The organism is Pseudactinotalea sp. Z1732 (assembly GCF_049724975.1).
In the GTDB taxonomy this organism is placed as follows: Bacteria; Actinomycetota; Actinomycetes; order Actinomycetales; family Beutenbergiaceae; genus CALKWS01.
In genome coordinates, this window is sequence record NZ_JBMPQC010000008.1 from 59,212 (window position 1) to 75,106 (window position 15,895).

Genomic DNA, 15,895 nt, shown 5'->3' on the forward strand with positions numbered 1-15,895 from the left:
GATGAAGTACATCGCTAAACATAATGGGACCCGTTCTCATTATCAAAAGGAATTGACCGAGCAATTCGACGGATCCCACTACTGCGTAGCGTCGTACTAGATGGCGTCGTACGTGCGCCGCGTAGTACCCTGGGACGATGGCGATGGGTGAGTTGGAGAGCGCGATCATGACGCAGTTGTGGGCCGCCGACGGCCCCTGCACCGTGCGCGAGGTACACGAGGCCCTGACCCCGGACCGGCCACTCGCCTACACCACGGTGATGACCGTGCTGGATCGGCTCGCCAAGAAGGGCCTCCTCACCCAGGAGCGCCAGGGCCGGGCTTTCCGCTACTCCCCCAGCCGCACCCGGGAGCAGTTGACCGCAGACCTGATGCTGGACGCCCTCGGGGGCACAACCGAGCCGTCCCAGCGGGTCGCCGCCCTGCAGCAGTTCGTCGGGCGGGTCAGCCCACGCGAAGCCGAGGCGATCCGCGCGGCTCTGGACACCCAGCACTGAGGGCGGGCGCCGCTCCGCCGTCCAGGACCCCTTCGTGACCGGTATCGCCCTGCTGGTGCTGGCGCTCGTGCTGTCCTGGGTGCTCCCACCGATCCTGGTTCGCGCCCGATGGTTGCAGCAGGCGCCCCGGGCCGGGGTGACGCTGTGGCAGGCGGTGGCCCTGGCCGCGGTACTCGCCGCCGTAGGGGCGGTGCTGGCGATCCCGGAGGAGGCCTGGCGCTCCTATCAGAACGCCGGCGGCACGCTCGGCCGCCCGGCGCTGTTCGTCGCCCTCGCGGTGGCGGGCGCCGGGGCAGGCGTCATCGTGGTGCGATTGGGCCTCACCTCGCTGCGGCTGGGGCTGGACACCCGTCGTCGCCGGGCCCGGCACCGCGAACTGCTGGATCTGCTGGCCACCCCGGACCCGCGCCGGGTACACGTGCTGGCCGGCGGCGTCCCGATGGCGTACTGCGTCCCCGGGCAGGACGCGAGGGTCGTGCTGACCGATGCCGCCATCGATCTGCTCGGCCCGGGCGAGGTGGAGGCGGTGATCGAGCACGAACGCGCCCACTTGCGCGCACGGCACGACCTGGTCCGGGAAGCCTTCACCGCCTTGCATGTGGCGTTCCCCACGGTGGTGCGCTCGGAGGTGGCCCGCCACGCCGTCGACCATCTGCTGGAGTTGCTCGCCGACGATGCCGCGCTGGCCCGCGCGCCCCGGGCGCAACTGCGCGGTGCCCTGGAGACCCTGGCCGATACCACCGATGACCCCCGGATACAGGCGCGGTTGCAACGCCTTGCCGAGCCCGAGCCCAGCCGGTTCAGGCGCCGCGGGACGGCCGCGCTCGCCTACCTGGCGGCCGTGGCCGTGCTGGTGATACCCACCGCCGTGCTGGCTGGGCCGTGGTTGCTGCAGGCGGGCCGAGCATTGTCCAGTTTTTGACACAGCCGCGACCGCCACATTGCGATACCTGTAACATCCTCTGCGGACGTCGCCGCCTGAACGTAGCGCGCCCTGACGAAGAGGAGTTGTCGCCATGCCCGGACTGGACGAGAAGTTGCAGGACATCTACGCCGAGGTGCTCGCACGCAACCCCGGTGAGACCGAGTTTCACCAAGCGGTCCGTGAGGTGCTGGGCAGCCTGGGTCCCGTGGTGAGCAAGCATCCCGAGTACGCCAACGGCACCACCGCGGTGCTGCGCCGCATGTGTGAGCCGGAGCGGCAGATCATCTTCCGGGTTCCCTGGGTGGACGACTCAGGCACCGTGCAGATCGACCGCGGCTACCGGGTTGAGTTCAGTTCCGCGCTGGGCCCCTACAAGGGCGGCCTGCGGTTCCACCCCAGCGTGAACGTGGGGATCGTGAAGTTCCTGGGTTTCGAGCAGATCTTCAAGAACTCGCTGACGGGGTTGCCGATCGGTGGTGGCAAAGGCGGGTCCAACTTCGACCCGAAGGGCCGCTCCGACGCCGAGGTGATGCGGTTCTGTCAGTCCTTCATGACCGAGCTCTATCGCCACATCGGTGAGTACACCGATGTGCCCGCAGGTGACGCCGGGGTCGGTAAGCGCGAACTGGGCTACCTGTTCGGCCAGTACAAGCGCATCACGAACCGGTACGAGTCCGGCACGCTCACCGGTAAGGGCATGACCTGGGGTGGGTCGCAGGTCCGCACCGAGGCGACCGGATACGGCACCGTCTTCTTCGTCAACGAGATGCTGCGCGCCGGCGGGGAGACCTTCGAGGGCAAGAAGGTGGTCGTCTCCGGCTCCGGCAATGTGGCACTGTACGCGATCGAGAAGGTGCATCAGCTCGGTGGCACCGTCGTGGCCTGCTCGGACTCCTCCGGCTACGTGGTGGACGAGGACGGCATCAACTTCGAGTTGCTCCGCGAGATCAAGGACGTCCGTCGCGGGCGGGTCTCCGACTACGTCGAGGCCAAGGGCGGTCGAGCCCGCTTCGTCCCGGGCCGCTCGGTCTGGGAGGTGCCCTGCCAGATCGCCCTGCCCAGCGCGACGCAGAACGAACTGAACGGCCAGGACGCCGCCGCCCTGATCAAGGCAGGCGTGCAGATCGTCGCCGAGGGCGCGAACATGCCCTGCACCCCCGAAGCGGTGCGCGCGCTGCGAGATGCCGGGGTGAAGTTCGGGCCCGGCAAGGCAGCCAATGCCGGTGGCGTGGCCACCAGTGCGCTGGAGATGCAGCAGAACGCCTCACGGGACTCCTGGTCCTTCGAGCATACCGAGGCCCGGCTGGAGGACATCATGCGCGGCATCCACGACCGCTGCTTGGCCACCGCCGAGGAGTACGGCACCCCGGGCGATTACGTTGCCGGGGCAAACGTGGCCGGATTCATCCCGCTGGCCGACGCGATGCTCTCCCTCGGGGTCATCTGACCCGCCCCGTCCCGCGGGCGCCGACCCGGCCCGCCCGAGAGCGACGCCGGTAGCCGATGACGAGTGGCAGAACACTCGAGCATGACCACCCGCGTCGCTCTCGCCGACGTCGGGAAGGCGCGAGCGGTTCGGACGACCTACCGCCGGTGCCCCCCTATCGGCCCCGGGCTTCCGGATCGGCGTCAGGTGCCATGCCGCCACCTCCGGAACGGTTCGTACCGGTGGCACCGGCCGCCCCATCCGGAGCGGTGGCACCGGCACGGCGCGCCTGCTCAGCAGCCAGTTCACGAGCCGCCGGGCCCAGACTGGAAGCCAACGGGGCCGAGCCGGTTCGGCGCGCCAGCGGCCCTGCTGCGACCGGGCGCAGGGGCTCATAGGGTTCGCGCATGCGCGGTACGGACGTGAGGGCCTGGGGTTCGATCACCTCACCCTCGAGTTCCCCGGCCTCCCTGCGCCGCTCGTGCTCCTCCGGCGGGAGAACCTGGCGCCAACTACGGGTACGCATCGGCGGCAACTCCCCGGCGTCCTCACGCATCGCTCGATAGACGCTGTACATCTGGAACAACGCGAGGATGAAGAACGGGAAGCCGACCACGATCGTGGTGGTTTCCAATGCCTCCAGTCCGGCCCCGCCGGCGGTGACGGTGAGCAGGATGACCGCGATCATGGCGATCGAGATTCCCCAGAAGACACGCTGGCGCAACGGTGCGTCCTCCTCGTGACCATTGGCCATCGTGTCGGTGATCAGCGCCGCGGAGTCCACCGAGGTGGTGAAGAAGATGACCACCAGGACGATCGAGATCGCCGAGGTCACCATCGCGAAGGGGAAATTCTCCAGGAACGCGAACAGCGCACCGGGGATGTCGCCATCGCCCACGACCCGGTCTACCAGACCGCCATCGCCGTTCATCTCGATGTCGATGGAACCGCTGCCGAAGATGCCGAACCAGATCACGCTGAAGGTCGCCGGTATCGCCAGCACCCCGAGGACGAATTCCCGCACCGTGCGGCCCCGGGAGATCCGGGCGATGAACAGGCCCACGAACGGGGCCCAGGTGATCGTCCAGGCCCAGTAGAACACCGTCCAACTGGACTGCCATCCGGTGTCGCCGAAGGTGTCGTTCCACAGCGCCAGCTCCGGCAGCATCGCGAGATAACTCCCGAACGCCTCGATCGTGCCCTTGGTCATGAACACCGTGGCACCGGTGACGAACACGAAGAGCATCAGCCCGATGGCGGCGACGATGTTGATGTTGGAGAGGCGCTTGATGCCCTTCTCCAGCCCGGCGGCCAGCGAGACCAACGCGATGAGTGAGACCACCACGATCACGATGATCAGCGTCAGATCCGACTCCGGAATTCCGAACAGCTGGTTCAGACCACCGTTGATCTGCAGGGTGCCCAGACCCACCGAGACGGCCAGACCGAAGACGGTGCCGACGATGGCCAGCACGTCGACCGCCTGGCCGATGCGGCCGTGGATCCGCTCCCCCAGGATCGGCTGCAGGATCGAGGACACCCGCGGGGGCAGGTTGCGCTTGTACAGGAAGTAGCAGAACGCCAGACCGGGCAGCGCGAAGATCGCCCAGGTGTGGTACGTGAAGTGGTAGAAGGTGAACGCGAGCGCTTCCTCGGCGGCCTGCACACTCCCGGGCTCGACACCCTGGCGGGGCGGATCGCCGAAGTGGGACACCGGTTCGGCCACACCCCAGAACATCAGGATGGTGCCGATCCCGGCGGCAAACAGCATCGCGAACCAGGATCGCCCGGAGTGCTCGGCGGGTTCGTCGTCGGGCCCCAACTTGATCCGCCCGAACCTGCTCATCGCGATGTAGATGAGGAAGACCAGGAAGCTGGTGACGCCCAGGACGTAGAACCAGCCCATGTTGTCCATCAACCACGTCGAGGCGGCCTCGGTGCCGCGTCCGACCGCATCGGTAAAGACCAAGGTGCCGACAACGAACAGGATCACGATCGCGGCGGCGCCGAAGAAGATTCTCGGACTGGTGCGCAGACCGAGCAGTTCAGCAAACTTGTTCACGGAGTCCCACTTTCTCCTTGGATCTACGGTGATCAATTCAGTAGGTGCCTCGGATCCCCCTTCTCCGCCCGGCCTCGGTGCCCTATGGCGGTGCGGCTCAGCCTGTCTCTTCGCGTGAGAACGTTAGCGTTTCTCCCCGGGCTCCGCCCATCCAGACGTCCTGACAGGCGGCCGCAAACTCCTCCAGACCGGACACGATCGTGCCGAACACATTGCCCGGAACCCACCCCTGATCACCGTTGATCAGCAGATTGTTCCGCCCGTAGAACACCGCCAAGTCCACGATGGACCCCGTCTCGCGGTGCTGCTCGGCGCCTTCATAGCCGTAGGCAGGATTGCCCAGGTCGTCTCCGGTGAAGGTGAACCAGCACAGGTCCCCGGGTATCGGGGTGATGGTGGTGTTCTCCGCCCCGGGCTCCGATCCCGGATGCGGGATCAAGGTGTAGATCTCGTTGCGGGCGTACTTGCCGTGGTACACCTGCCCACCGGCCGGCAGCGCCTGCAAGACCGCCGCGCACGTGCGGGGTGCGGCCTCGGTGAGCAACCGGGCCCGGGCGCTGACCCCCCGGGATGTCAGGGTGATGCGCAGGTGCTGGTTCATCGTTCCTCCATGGCCATCGGTGGCCGGCGGGTGTGCCAGTCAGTGTGGTCCGTGAAGGCCTGTCCCGCGCGCAGGACCAACCCGTCGGCGTGGCGCGGCCCGACGATCTGCAACCCGATCGGGCGACCGTCGCCGGTGAACCCGCACGGCAGGCTCAGCGCCGGCTGACCGGTCATGTTGAACGGGTAGGTGTAGGGGGTCCAGGAGGTCCACCACCGCCGGCCCCAACCGCGGGGCACCTCCAGACCCGCCTCGAAGGCAGCGATCGGCATCGTGGGGGTGAGCAGCAGGTCATAGGTGGTGTGGAAGGCTCCCATCCTGCGGCCCAGATCCATCCGCACCGCGGTGGCATCGAGGTAGGCCGAGGCGTCCACCTGCCCGAACTGGGAGATGCCCGCGCGCAATTCGGGGTCCACCCGCTCCCAGTCACCCTCGCCGGTCCAGAACGTCTCGACCACTTTGGCCGCCCCGGGGAACCACAGCGTATGGAAGGCGGAGACCGGGTCGTGAAAGATCGGCGCTACCTCCTCCACGTTCGCTCCCGCCGCAGCGAAGACCTCCACCGCCGCGCGCACCGCCGCCTCCACCTGCGGGTCGTTCTCGCCGTACCCCAGATCAGGTGAGAAGGCGATACGCAGGTTCGCTACGCCGTCGTGCAGTCCGACGGTGAAGGACGACGACGGAGCCTCCAGGGAGAACCAGTCCCGGTGGTCCGGGGCTGATACCAGGTCGAGCAGGACGGCCGCATCGGCCACGGTGCGCGTCATCGGGCCTGGGTGGGCCAGGGTGCCGTAGGGACTGGCTGGGTAGGCCGGGATGCGGCCGTAGGTGGGTTTGAGGGCCACCGTCCCGGTGAAGGAGGCGGGGATGCGCACAGATCCGCCGGCATCGGTGCCGATCGACCACGCGCCCATCCCCAGGCCCACCGCGGCCGCGGCACCGCCGGAGGAGCCACCGGCGGTCAACCCGGGGTTCCAGGGGTTGGTGGTCGGGACGTAGGAGGGGGAATGGGTCACCCCCTTCCACCCGAACTCCGGGGTGGTGTTCTTGCCCAGGAACACCGCCCCACCCTCGCGCAGCCGCTGCACGGCCGGCGAGTCTTGATCCGCCGGGGGCAGGTGGGCGCACAGCGCCGAACCCCGCCGGGTCGGCCAGCCCCGGACCAGCAGGATGTCCTTGATCGTGGTGGGGACGCCGTCGGCCGGCCCCCTGGGCTCCCCCGCGGCCCACCGCTGGGCGGAGGCGGTAGCGGCCGCCAGCGCACCCTCGGCGTCGGTGAGCACCATCGCGTGCACGTGGGGGTCGAGGCGTTCGATCTGGGCCAGTGCCGCCTCGGTGGCCTGCACCGGGGTGAAGTCCCCGGAGCGGTAGCCGGCCACGAGCGTGGCGGCGTCCGCCATCGCCAACTCGCTACTCATCCACCGGCTCCTTCGCCCTCGTCTACGCTTCTGCGGCCCTGCCCGGACCCCGGCTACCGGACGAATCCGGCGGACTTGTCCACCACGTTGACCGGGTCCTGACCGGCCAACCAGCGCTCGGCGTTGTCGAGGAACTGGGCGGCGAGTTCATCGCGCCAGCCCACCACGTCCCCGGACATGTGCGCCGAGATCCGCACCCCCGGTGCGTCCCAGAGCGGGTGCTCGGCCGGGAGCGGTTCGGTGCCGAACACATCCAGGCTGGCCCCGTCCAGGGGCCCCTGACGCACCGCGGTCAGCAGATCGTCCTCCACCACGCTCGCTCCGCGCCCGATGTTGATGAAGTGGGCGCCGGGGCGCATGGCGGCGAAGACCGGTGCGTCGAACAGCCCGGTCGTGGCGCGGGTCAGGGGGGCGGCATTGATCACGTAGTCGGCCCAGCCCACATAGGCGGGCAGGTCCGCGCTGGCGTGGATTCCGGCGAAGTCGGCGTCACCGGCCCTGGCGCTGCGGCCCGCCCCGTGCACGGTCATGCCGACTGCACCGAGCAACCGGGCGCAGGCGCGGCCGATCGCCCCGGTCCCCACCACCAACGCGTTCTTGCCCGCCACCCGGGTCGTCTCGCGGTGCACCCAGGTGCGCTCGGCCTGGAACTGCGCACTCTCGTGCAGGAGTTTGGCGTGAGCCAGCACGCTGGCCAGGACGAACTCGGCGATCGGCTGGTCGAACACCCCCCGAGCATTGGTGACCATCACGTCGGACTCGCGCAGTTCGTCGAACAGCAGGGTATCGACGCCGGCTGCGGCCACGTGGATCCAGTCCAGGTCACCGCACCGGTCCCACACGTCGCGCACCGCGGTGGAGAAGAAGTCCCACAGGAACAGCGCCTGAGCTCCCTGAACCGCCTCACCGAGGGAGTCCGCGTCCGCGTAGCGCACCTGCGCGCGCCCCTCCAGAGCCTTCAAACCCGGCGGGCGCGAGCCTTCGGAATCGAGCAGCACGGCGATCGCCGGGACGGAACCAGACACACCGGGACGTTATAAGCCTTCCTGTCTGATTGTCAACAATCTAGGGTACGACTATGGAACTGGTGCAGGATCAACCGGTGGCGGCCCTGACGCCGCTGGATCAGCGCGGCGTGGGGGTGATCGCGCCCTACGACTTCGCCCTCGACCGCGAGTTGTGGGAGTGGATTCCGCCGCAGGTCAGCCTGCACCTGACGCGCACCCCCTACCAGCGGGTGCAGGTGAACCTGACCCAGGCCGAACTGATCGGGGCCCCGGAGGTGATCGCGCGCTGCGCGCAGGACCTGCACACGATCAATCCCGAGGTGATGGCCTACGCCTGCACCTCGGGCAGTTTCGTCGGCGGACTGGCCGGGGAGGCAGGAATCGTCTCGGCGCTGCGGGGCGGCGGTTTCGACCACGCGGTCACCACCTCCGGGGCGCTGCTGCAGGCGCTGGCGGTGCTCGATGCCCAGGTGGTGGCGGTGGCCACACCGTACGATGAGCCGATCGCCGCCCGCCTTGCGGCCTTCCTGCACCAGGCCGGCATCGCCGTCAGCGGGCTGCACAGCCTGGGCCTGAGCGGGAGGATCTGGACCGTGCCGTACCAACGCACCGCCGATCTGATCCGCCGCGCCGCCCGCGCATCGCCCACCCTCGGCCGGCCACCGCAGGCCGTGGTCGTCTCGTGCACGAACCTGCCGACCCGCCCGCTGATCGCCCCGTTGGAGGCCGAACTGGGCATCCCGGTGATCACCGCCAACCAGGCCACCATCTGGGCCGCGCTGCGCACCATCGGGCTGAGCGCGGTCGGACCGGGCCAACACCTGCTGACACATCAGCCCACCACCCCGGCTGTGCCGTCATGGCCCGCTACCCCGGCTGTGTCGGCGCCGATCCGAGCGGAGGTGAGGAATGACTGACCTGGAAGTTCCCGGCTACACCCTGCCCCACACCCCAGAGCCGTTCGACGCCCGTCCCTTCGCCGTCAGCGAATACATCAACCGGCTGGAGCGCGTCCAGCACGCGATGTCATCCCGCGGGCTGAACGCCCTGATGGTGGCCGACCCGGCGAACCTGTACTACCTCACCGGATACAACGCCTGGTCCTTCTACACCCCCCAGTGTCTGGTGGTGCCCGCCGAGGGCAGCCCGCACCTGTTCGCCCGGGCCATGGACGCCCAGGGGGCACACTGGACGGCCTACCTGGAACGCACCCACATCCACGGCTACCCCGAGCACTACGTGCAGCGGGCCGACATCCACCCGATGGACTGGATCACCGAGCAGGCCCGCGAACTCGGTCTGTTCGAGGACGTTCCCGGTGCCGTGATCGCGGTGGAGATGGATGCCCACTACTTCTCCCCCCGAGGCTTCTTCGCCCTGCACTCCCGCCTGGCGCACGCCGCCATCGTCGACAGCGTCGAACTGGTCAACTGGGTGCGGGCCGTGAAGTCGCCGGCCGAGCAGGAGAAGATGCGCGTGGCGGGTCAGATCGCCAGCACGGTGATGCAGGTGGCCATGGACGCCATCGAGGTGGGCCGGCGCCAGTGCGACGTGGTGGCCGAGATCCAGCACGCCCAGGCCCTCGGCTCCCACCACCTGGGCGGGGATTACCCCGCGATCGTGCCGATGCTGCCCACCGGACAGTCGGCCGGGACGCCGCACCTGACGTGGTCGGACGCCCCGCTGGTGCGCGGTGAGCCGACCACGATCGAGATCGCCGGGGTGCACCGCCGGTACCACGCCCCGCTGGCCCGCACCGTGGCGCTGGGCAGGCCCCACGCCGAGCTCGCGCGCTGCGCCGATGCCGTCACCGAGGGCCTGCACGCCGCCCTGGATGTGATGGGCCCGGGGGCCACCGGCCGGGAGGTGCACGCCGCGTTCGCCGACTCCATCGCACGGCGCGGGTTCTACAAGGAATCACGGATCGGGTACTCCATCGGAGTGGGCTACCCCCCGGACTGGGGCGAGCGGACCATCAGCCTGCGTGCCGAGGAACAGACCGTGCTGGCCCCCGGGATGTGCTTCCACATCATCATGGGGATGTGGATGGAGGGGTGGGGGTATGAGATGAGCGAGTCGGTGATGGTCACCGCCGACGGAGTCGAGCAATTGACCGACTTCCCGCAAGGGCTGACAGTCAAGACATGAATGTCGTCACGAAGGAGTAGCACAGGCATGAACACCGCGAACCGCACCCTGCCCCTGGCCGCACGCGCCGATTCTCTGGTGGGTTCGGTGATCGACTCCTCCACATCGCTGCTGGCCGCCCAGACCCATGACGTGGTCCGGTTCGCGATGGGCAGCCCGGCTGCCGAGGCGATCCCGACCGAGGCGCTGGCCGCGATCGGGGTGGAGGCGATCGGGGCGGGGCGGGCCGACGCGTTCGACTACGCCGCCACCGAGGGCGACCCGGCGCTGCGTGAGGCGCTGCTGGCGATGCTGGAGGGCACCTCCGATGCCACGACCAGCGACCGGCTGACCATCACCGCGGGAGGGATGCAGGGTCTGGACCTGGCCTGCAAGATCTTCGTCGACCCCGGTGACCTGGTGGTGGTGGAATCGCCGACCTACACCAACGGTTCCGCGACCGCGCTGTCCTACCAGGCTGAACTGCTGGAGGCACCGGTCGACACCGAGGGCCTGATCGTCTCCCGGATGGCGGAGCTGGTCGAGGCCACCGGGCGCACCCCGAAGGCGATCTACACCGTGCCCACGTTCCAGAACCCCTCGGGCACCACGATGACCTTGCAGCGGCGCCACGAACTGCTGGAACTGGCACGCTCCTGGGGTTCGATGATCATCGACGACGACCCCTACGGACTGCTGCGCTTCTCCGGTGCCGCCGTACCCACCCTGCACGAACTGGCCGACGGTGATCCGCTGGTGTTCTCGGTGCGCACGTTCTCCAAGATGGTCGCCCCTGGGCTGCGTGTGGGCTGGGTGGACGCCGCCCCCTCACTGCAGCAGTTGATCATCAACGCCAAGCAGGCGATGGACACCTGCACCAACCTGCCTGCGCAACGTCTGCTCGCCGGGTTCCTCACCAGCGGCGGACTGGAGGAGCACCTGCAGACCCAACGAGCGGAGTACCGGCGCCGAAAGCAGGCGATGCAGGAGGCACTGCAGGAGCACTTCGGCGACAGCGCCCGGTGGACCGACCCCGACGGCGGCTTCTTCCTCTGGGTGACCTTCGATGAGTCGGTGGACACCGAGGCCCTGTTCGAGATCGCCCTGGCGGAGGGGGTTGCCTACATCCCCGGCAACGCCTTCTCCCCCTCCAAACGGTTCCCGAACGCGCTGCGGCTGTGCTTCGCCTCCACCAACCCCGACCGCACCCGCGAGGGCGTGGCCCGCCTGGCCGCTGCGGTGCGGCGCCTGCAGGGCCGGTCCTGATGGCCGACGACGACGCAGCGGCGGTTCTGGAGGGGATCGCACCGGAGGCGGTGGCCGACCTGGCAGCGGAGTTGATCACCGCCGCCGGGCAGGGCGAGATGGGCACCGAGGAGGTGACCGCTCGGGTCCTGTCCGAACACGCCCGCGACCTGGGCCTGGATGCCAGCAGTACGGTGGTGGCACCCCAGCGGCCGAACGTGCGGATCATCACCCCCGACGCCGGTGCCGAACCCGGACTGTTGCTGCTCGGGCACACCGACGTGGTCCCGGCCGGCACCGGATGGCGCACCGACCCGTATCAACCGGTGGTCCGTGATGGGCGTCTGTACGGGCGCGGAGCGGCGGACATGCTCGGCGGGCTGGCCGCGGCCCTGGTGGCGATGGGCGCCCTGGCCCGATCCGGTGTGCGCCTGCGCGGGCCGGTGGAACTGGCCGCGGTGGTCGATGAGGAGGAGCTCGGGATCGGGATCCGGGACTTCATCACCGACCCGGCGCACCTGACCCACGCCGGGTGCGTGGTGGCCGAGCCCACCGATCTGCAGACCATCGTGGCCGCCCGTGGCGCCAGTTATATCGAGATCGACGTGCACGGCCGGGCGGCCCACGCCGGAAACCCAGCCGACGGACGCAACGCGATCTACGGGGCGGCTGCGATCGTCGCCGACCTGGAGGCCTGGCACGCCGAACTGGCTGCCGACGCGCACCCGTTGGCGGGGGCGGCCACCTGGAACGTGGGCGTGGTCACCGGCGGTGTGGGCGGGTCGATGGTGCCCGACCACTGCCGGATCAGCGCCGACCGGCGCCTACTGCCCGGTGAGGACCCCGAGCAGGTGCTCGCCGAGGTGCGCGAGCGGATCGCGGGCCTGGGTCTGGACCGGCGCGGGCTGGCAGTGGATGTGCTGATGCCGATGAACATGCCCGGATTCGAGACCGACCCGGCGAGCGCGCTGGTGCGGGCCGCCACCGCCGCGGTACCCGCCGCAGGTGGGCCGGACCTGCCGGTGGGTGGCTGGACGGCGGCGTGCGATGGCGGGTTCCTGGCACGCGATGCCGGTATACCGGTGGTGGTGCTCGGGCCCGGCTCGGTCACCGAGCAGGCGCATCGGCCGAACGAGTCCGTGGCGCTGGAGGACCTGACCACCGCCGCCGGGGCCTATGCGCTGATGGCCCTGAACCTGCTCACCTAACCGCCCCTCCCCCACCCCCGCGCCACTTCGCCGCTCGCTCGTTGGCTCCCCGGCTCCGCCGCCGCGCGATCCCCACCGCCCCAACCACCCAATTGGACAGTTCCAGCGCACCCACCACCCAACGCACCGCCCCAACCACCCAATTGGACAGTTCCAGCGCACCCACCACCCGACGCACCGCCGCGAGCGCCCAATTGGACAGTTCCGGCGGGACCGGTCCCGCACCCACCGCCGCGAGCGCCCAATTGGACGGTTGGGGCGAGGCGGGTGGTAGCCCAGGGACCGAGGAACGGTAGGATTGTCGACAATCGACACGCGTGGAGGTTCCGGTGCCCACGATCGGATTGCTGTACCCCGGCGACAGCGCCGCCGATGATTACACCCACTTGACCGAGCCCTTGGCTGCCCATGGGGTTCAGTTGCTGGTGGAGGAGACCTCGGTGGGCGTCGACGCCCATGAGGTCGATGCCCTGCTCGACCTGGGCTCGAGCGAACGCCTCCTGGAGGGCGCCGCCCGGATCCGGGATCGCGTCGATGCGCTGATGTGGGCCTGCACATCGGGGAGTTTCGTGTTCGGTTGGGAGGGCGCCCACGACCAGGCCGCCGAGATCGCCGAGCGCACCGGCCGACCATCCTCCTCGACGTCGCTGGCCTTCGTGCGCGCCTGCCGGGCCCTCTCCCTGCAGCGGGTGGCGGTCGCGGCCTCCTACCCCCGGGACGTGGCGGAGCACTTCACCGACTTCCTCCGGGCCGGTGGGATCGAGGTCGTCGGGATGTCCAGCCACGACATCCATACCGCTGCCCAGGTGAGCACCCTCGGTCGCGACGACGTCTGCGCGATCGTTGCCGGTGCCGGCCGTTCCGGCGCCGAGGCGATCCTGGTTCCGGACACCGCGATGCACTCACTGGGCTGGTTGCCGGACCTGGAGCACGTGGCCGGAACACCGGTCCTGACCGCGAACCAGGTGACCGTCTTCGACGGTCTCGGCCTACTCGGCCTGCGCCCACAATTGGAGGGCTTCGGCGCCTTGTTCGGCCGTGCCACCACCACCACCCCCGCCACCACCGGCACCACCACCACCGGCACCGGCACCGGCGCCGGCGCCGGCACCCATACCGGCGCAGATGCCTCCGGCGGTACGGAGGGGGCATCCTGATGGCCACGATCGAGGGCATACGTCCACTGGATCCGGTGGTGCAGGAGTCCACGCCCAGCCTGATCGCCTCCCAGGTGCGCGAGGCGATCGCGCAGGGCCGTATCCCGCCGGGCAGCCAGTTGCACGAGTCGGCGCTGGCGGCCCAGCTCGGAGTCAGCCGTGGCCCGCTCCGCGAGGGGCTGCAGCGCCTGACCCAGGAGGGACTGCTGGTGTCCCATCGCAACCGCGGGCTCTTCCTGATCGAGTTGTCCCCGGAGAACATCCGGGACATGTACCTGGCCCGGGAGGGGATCGAACGCACCGCCGCGGCACACGTGCACCGGTTGGATCCGGACCCGGTGCGCGCCGAACTCCTGGTGGCGGTGGAACAGATGAACCGCGCCGCCGGCAGTGGGGACGTCGTCGCCGTCTCCGAGGCCGACGTGCGCTTCCACGAGGCGATGGTGGCCGGCGCCCGAAGCCCGCGGCTGCAGCGTGCGCACGAGACCGTGCTCACCGAGACCCGCATGTGCATCCGTGCCCTGGAGCCGACCTACGCCGACCCGCAGACCAGGGTCGAGGAGCACCGCTCGATCGCGGAATCCTTCGTGCCCGGGGGTGCCGAGCACACCGATGACCTCATCGTGGCGCACATGGCGGACGCACTCGAGCGCCTCATCGCCCAGCAGGACTGACCACCCGGGCAACTCCCCGCGCGCCGGGTGGGATCAGATCCCGCGGCCTGGGGTGAGGATGCCGTTGGGGTCGAACACGGCCTTGATCCCGGCCTGCATCTCCCGGGAGACCGGCTCGACCTGCCAGGCCAGCGCGTGCCGCTTGAGCGAACCGATCCCGTGCTCCCCGCTCACGGTGCCACCCAGGTCCAGCGCGAACCGGGTGATGTCATCGATCACGGCCTGGGCGGCGGCGTACTCATCCTCCCCCGCCCCGGCCTCGACCGTGGGGTGCAGGTTGCCGTCCCCGGCGTGCGCCACGATCGAGACCCGCCGGCCGTGCTCGGCCCCGATCTGCTTGACCCCGGTGACCATCTGCGCCAACGCCGCCACCGGCACGCCGACGTCGGAGGAGACCCGCATCCCGCGTGCCACCAGGGCCGGATGCGAGCGCCGCCTGGCCTCCAGCAACTCCTCGTCGGCGAAGACCTCGCCCTCGGTCCCGCCGTGCTCGGTGCAGATCCGCAGGATCGCCTCGGCCTGCTCCTGGGCGTCGATGCCCACCGTCTGCCCGATCAGCAGCGCAGCCTGCGGGCGCGGCAGACCACTGGGTCGATAGTCCTCGATGATCTCCACCCCGAGGGCATCGATCATCTCCAGCACCTCCGGGCGAGCCGGACTGGACACGATCGCCATCACCGCCCGGCCGGCGTCCTCAATGTCATCGAAACTGACCCGGAACATCCGCGGCTGCCCCGGCGGCACCGCCTTGAGTCGCACCGTGGCGGCCGTGATCACGCCCAAGGTGCCCTCGGACCCGACGAACAGGCTGGTCAGGTCATACCCGGTGGCGTCCTTGGTGGTGCGCCGCCCGGTCCGCAGCACCCTGCCGTCGGCCAGCACCACCTCCAGTGCCGCGACGAAGTCGCCCAGCACCCCGTGGGCCACCCCGCGCAGACCTCCGGCGTTGCTGGCGATATTGCCGGCCACCGTGGAGGTACGCGAACTCGCCGGGTCCGGCGGAAAGAACAGGCCCCGCTCCCGGGCGGCCGCATCCAGGTCCGCGGTGATCACGCCGGCCTGCACATCGGCCAGCCGGTTGCCCATGTCGATATCGATGATCCTGTTCATCGCCTCCAGTGACACGACCAGCCCGCTGGGGTAGGACACCGCTCCCCCGGACAGCCCGGTCCCGCCACCGCGCACCGACACCGGCACCCGGTGCTCGTTCGCCCAGGCCAGCGCGGCACTGACGTCAGCGGTGTCCGCGGCCAGGACGACGGCGTGGGCCGGTCCGTCCGGGACGGCCCGGGAGGCGTCGCGGCAGTAGGGCGCCACCTGGTCGGGGTCGGTGAGCAGGCGCGGCCCGAGCCGGACGCGCAGGGCCTCCAGGTCGGGCAGTCCCTCGGGTGCGGTGCGGCCGTCGGCCCGGTCCGACGGCGCGATCGGCTCTGGCATCGTGATCCTTACGTCAGGTGAGGTGCGCCCGGGCGCACCGGTACCGCCGCCGCTCGCTACGTCGTCGTCGGTCGGACGAGTCTCGTTGCGGCCCGGTTGGCACGGCCCGGA

14 protein-coding genes are annotated in these 15,895 nt (G+C 69.7%); 9 read left to right on the plus strand and 5 right to left on the minus strand.

All coding sequences use genetic code 11. From position 1 onward, the window contains the following. Positions 1 to 137: 137 nt before the first annotated feature. From ACPL7H_RS14300 to gdhA, 3 genes are all read left to right on the plus strand, one after another. On the plus strand, positions 138 to 497 hold the full coding sequence (locus tag ACPL7H_RS14300; RefSeq protein ID WP_424788272.1) for a BlaI/MecI/CopY family transcriptional regulator: 360 nt from the start codon (positions 138 to 140) through the stop codon (positions 495 to 497). Positions 498 to 531: 34 nt separating this feature from the next. Further along, positions 532 to 1,419: a M48 family metalloprotease gene (locus tag ACPL7H_RS14305; protein WP_424797531.1), complete on the plus strand. Its 888-nt coding sequence runs from the start codon at positions 532 to 534 to the stop codon at positions 1,417 to 1,419. A gap of 94 nt (positions 1,420 to 1,513) precedes the next feature. Beyond that, a complete protein-coding gene (gene gdhA, locus ACPL7H_RS14310; RefSeq protein ID WP_424797532.1) occupies positions 1,514 to 2,869 on the plus strand; it encodes an NADP-specific glutamate dehydrogenase in 1,356 nt (451 codons plus the stop codon). A gap of 154 nt (positions 2,870 to 3,023) precedes the next feature. On the opposite strand, the gene ACPL7H_RS14315 is transcribed toward gdhA, so the two are convergent. The 4 genes from ACPL7H_RS14315 to ACPL7H_RS14330 all read right to left on the minus strand — a co-directional run bounded on the left by ACPL7H_RS14315 (position 3,024) and on the right by ACPL7H_RS14330 (position 7,954). Continuing rightward, positions 3,024 to 4,910 carry a BCCT family transporter gene (locus tag ACPL7H_RS14315; RefSeq protein ID WP_424797533.1) on the minus strand — a complete coding sequence of 629 codons (1,887 nt, stop codon included), beginning with the start codon at positions 4,908 to 4,910 and terminating at the stop codon, positions 3,024 to 3,026. Positions 4,911 to 5,007: 97 nt separating this feature from the next. Beyond that, the gene (locus tag ACPL7H_RS14320) at positions 5,008 to 5,511 is read right to left on the minus strand and encodes a DUF3830 family protein (RefSeq protein WP_424797534.1); all 504 of its coding nucleotides are present in this window, start codon (positions 5,509 to 5,511) and stop codon (positions 5,008 to 5,010) included. Then, complete coding sequence (locus ACPL7H_RS14325; protein ID WP_424797535.1) at positions 5,508 to 6,929, minus strand: amidase; 1,422 nt, start codon at positions 6,927 to 6,929, stop codon at positions 5,508 to 5,510. Before ACPL7H_RS14325 ends, ACPL7H_RS14320 begins: the two co-directional genes overlap by 4 nt. Before the next feature lie 53 nt (positions 6,930 to 6,982). After that, the gene (locus ACPL7H_RS14330; protein WP_424797536.1) at positions 6,983 to 7,954 is read right to left on the minus strand and encodes a D-2-hydroxyacid dehydrogenase; all 972 of its coding nucleotides are present in this window, start codon (positions 7,952 to 7,954) and stop codon (positions 6,983 to 6,985) included. Positions 7,955 to 8,007: 53 nt separating this feature from the next. Between ACPL7H_RS14330 and ACPL7H_RS14335 the strand changes: the two genes are divergently transcribed. From ACPL7H_RS14335 to ACPL7H_RS14360, 6 genes are all read left to right on the plus strand, one after another. Beyond that, positions 8,008 to 8,853, plus strand: coding sequence for a maleate cis-trans isomerase family protein (locus ACPL7H_RS14335; RefSeq protein ID WP_424797537.1), 846 nt, complete (start codon positions 8,008 to 8,010; stop codon positions 8,851 to 8,853). Next, complete coding sequence (locus ACPL7H_RS14340; RefSeq protein ID WP_424797538.1) at positions 8,846 to 10,084, plus strand: M24 family metallopeptidase; 1,239 nt, start codon at positions 8,846 to 8,848, stop codon at positions 10,082 to 10,084. The genes ACPL7H_RS14335 and ACPL7H_RS14340 overlap by 8 nt, the downstream gene beginning before the upstream one ends. Before the next feature lie 27 nt (positions 10,085 to 10,111). Beyond that, positions 10,112 to 11,329 carry a PLP-dependent aminotransferase family protein gene (locus ACPL7H_RS14345; RefSeq protein ID WP_424797539.1) on the plus strand — a complete coding sequence of 406 codons (1,218 nt, stop codon included), beginning with the start codon at positions 10,112 to 10,114 and terminating at the stop codon, positions 11,327 to 11,329. Further along, complete coding sequence (locus tag ACPL7H_RS14350) at positions 11,329 to 12,516, plus strand: M20 family metallopeptidase (protein WP_424797540.1); 1,188 nt, start codon at positions 11,329 to 11,331, stop codon at positions 12,514 to 12,516. The genes ACPL7H_RS14345 and ACPL7H_RS14350 overlap by 1 nt, the downstream gene beginning before the upstream one ends. A 329-nt stretch (positions 12,517 to 12,845) precedes the next feature. Continuing rightward, positions 12,846 to 13,673, plus strand: coding sequence for a maleate cis-trans isomerase family protein (locus tag ACPL7H_RS14355; protein WP_424797541.1), 828 nt, complete (start codon positions 12,846 to 12,848; stop codon positions 13,671 to 13,673). Further along, a complete protein-coding gene (locus ACPL7H_RS14360) occupies positions 13,673 to 14,347 on the plus strand; it encodes a GntR family transcriptional regulator (RefSeq protein ID WP_424797542.1) in 675 nt (224 codons plus the stop codon). The genes ACPL7H_RS14355 and ACPL7H_RS14360 overlap by 1 nt, the downstream gene beginning before the upstream one ends. Positions 14,348 to 14,380: 33 nt before the next feature. Here ACPL7H_RS14360 and ACPL7H_RS14365 read toward each other — a convergent pair whose 3' ends face one another. Next, a complete protein-coding gene (locus tag ACPL7H_RS14365) occupies positions 14,381 to 15,784 on the minus strand; it encodes an FAD-binding oxidoreductase (protein ID WP_424797543.1) in 1,404 nt (467 codons plus the stop codon). Positions 15,785 to 15,895: the final 111 nt, after the last annotated feature.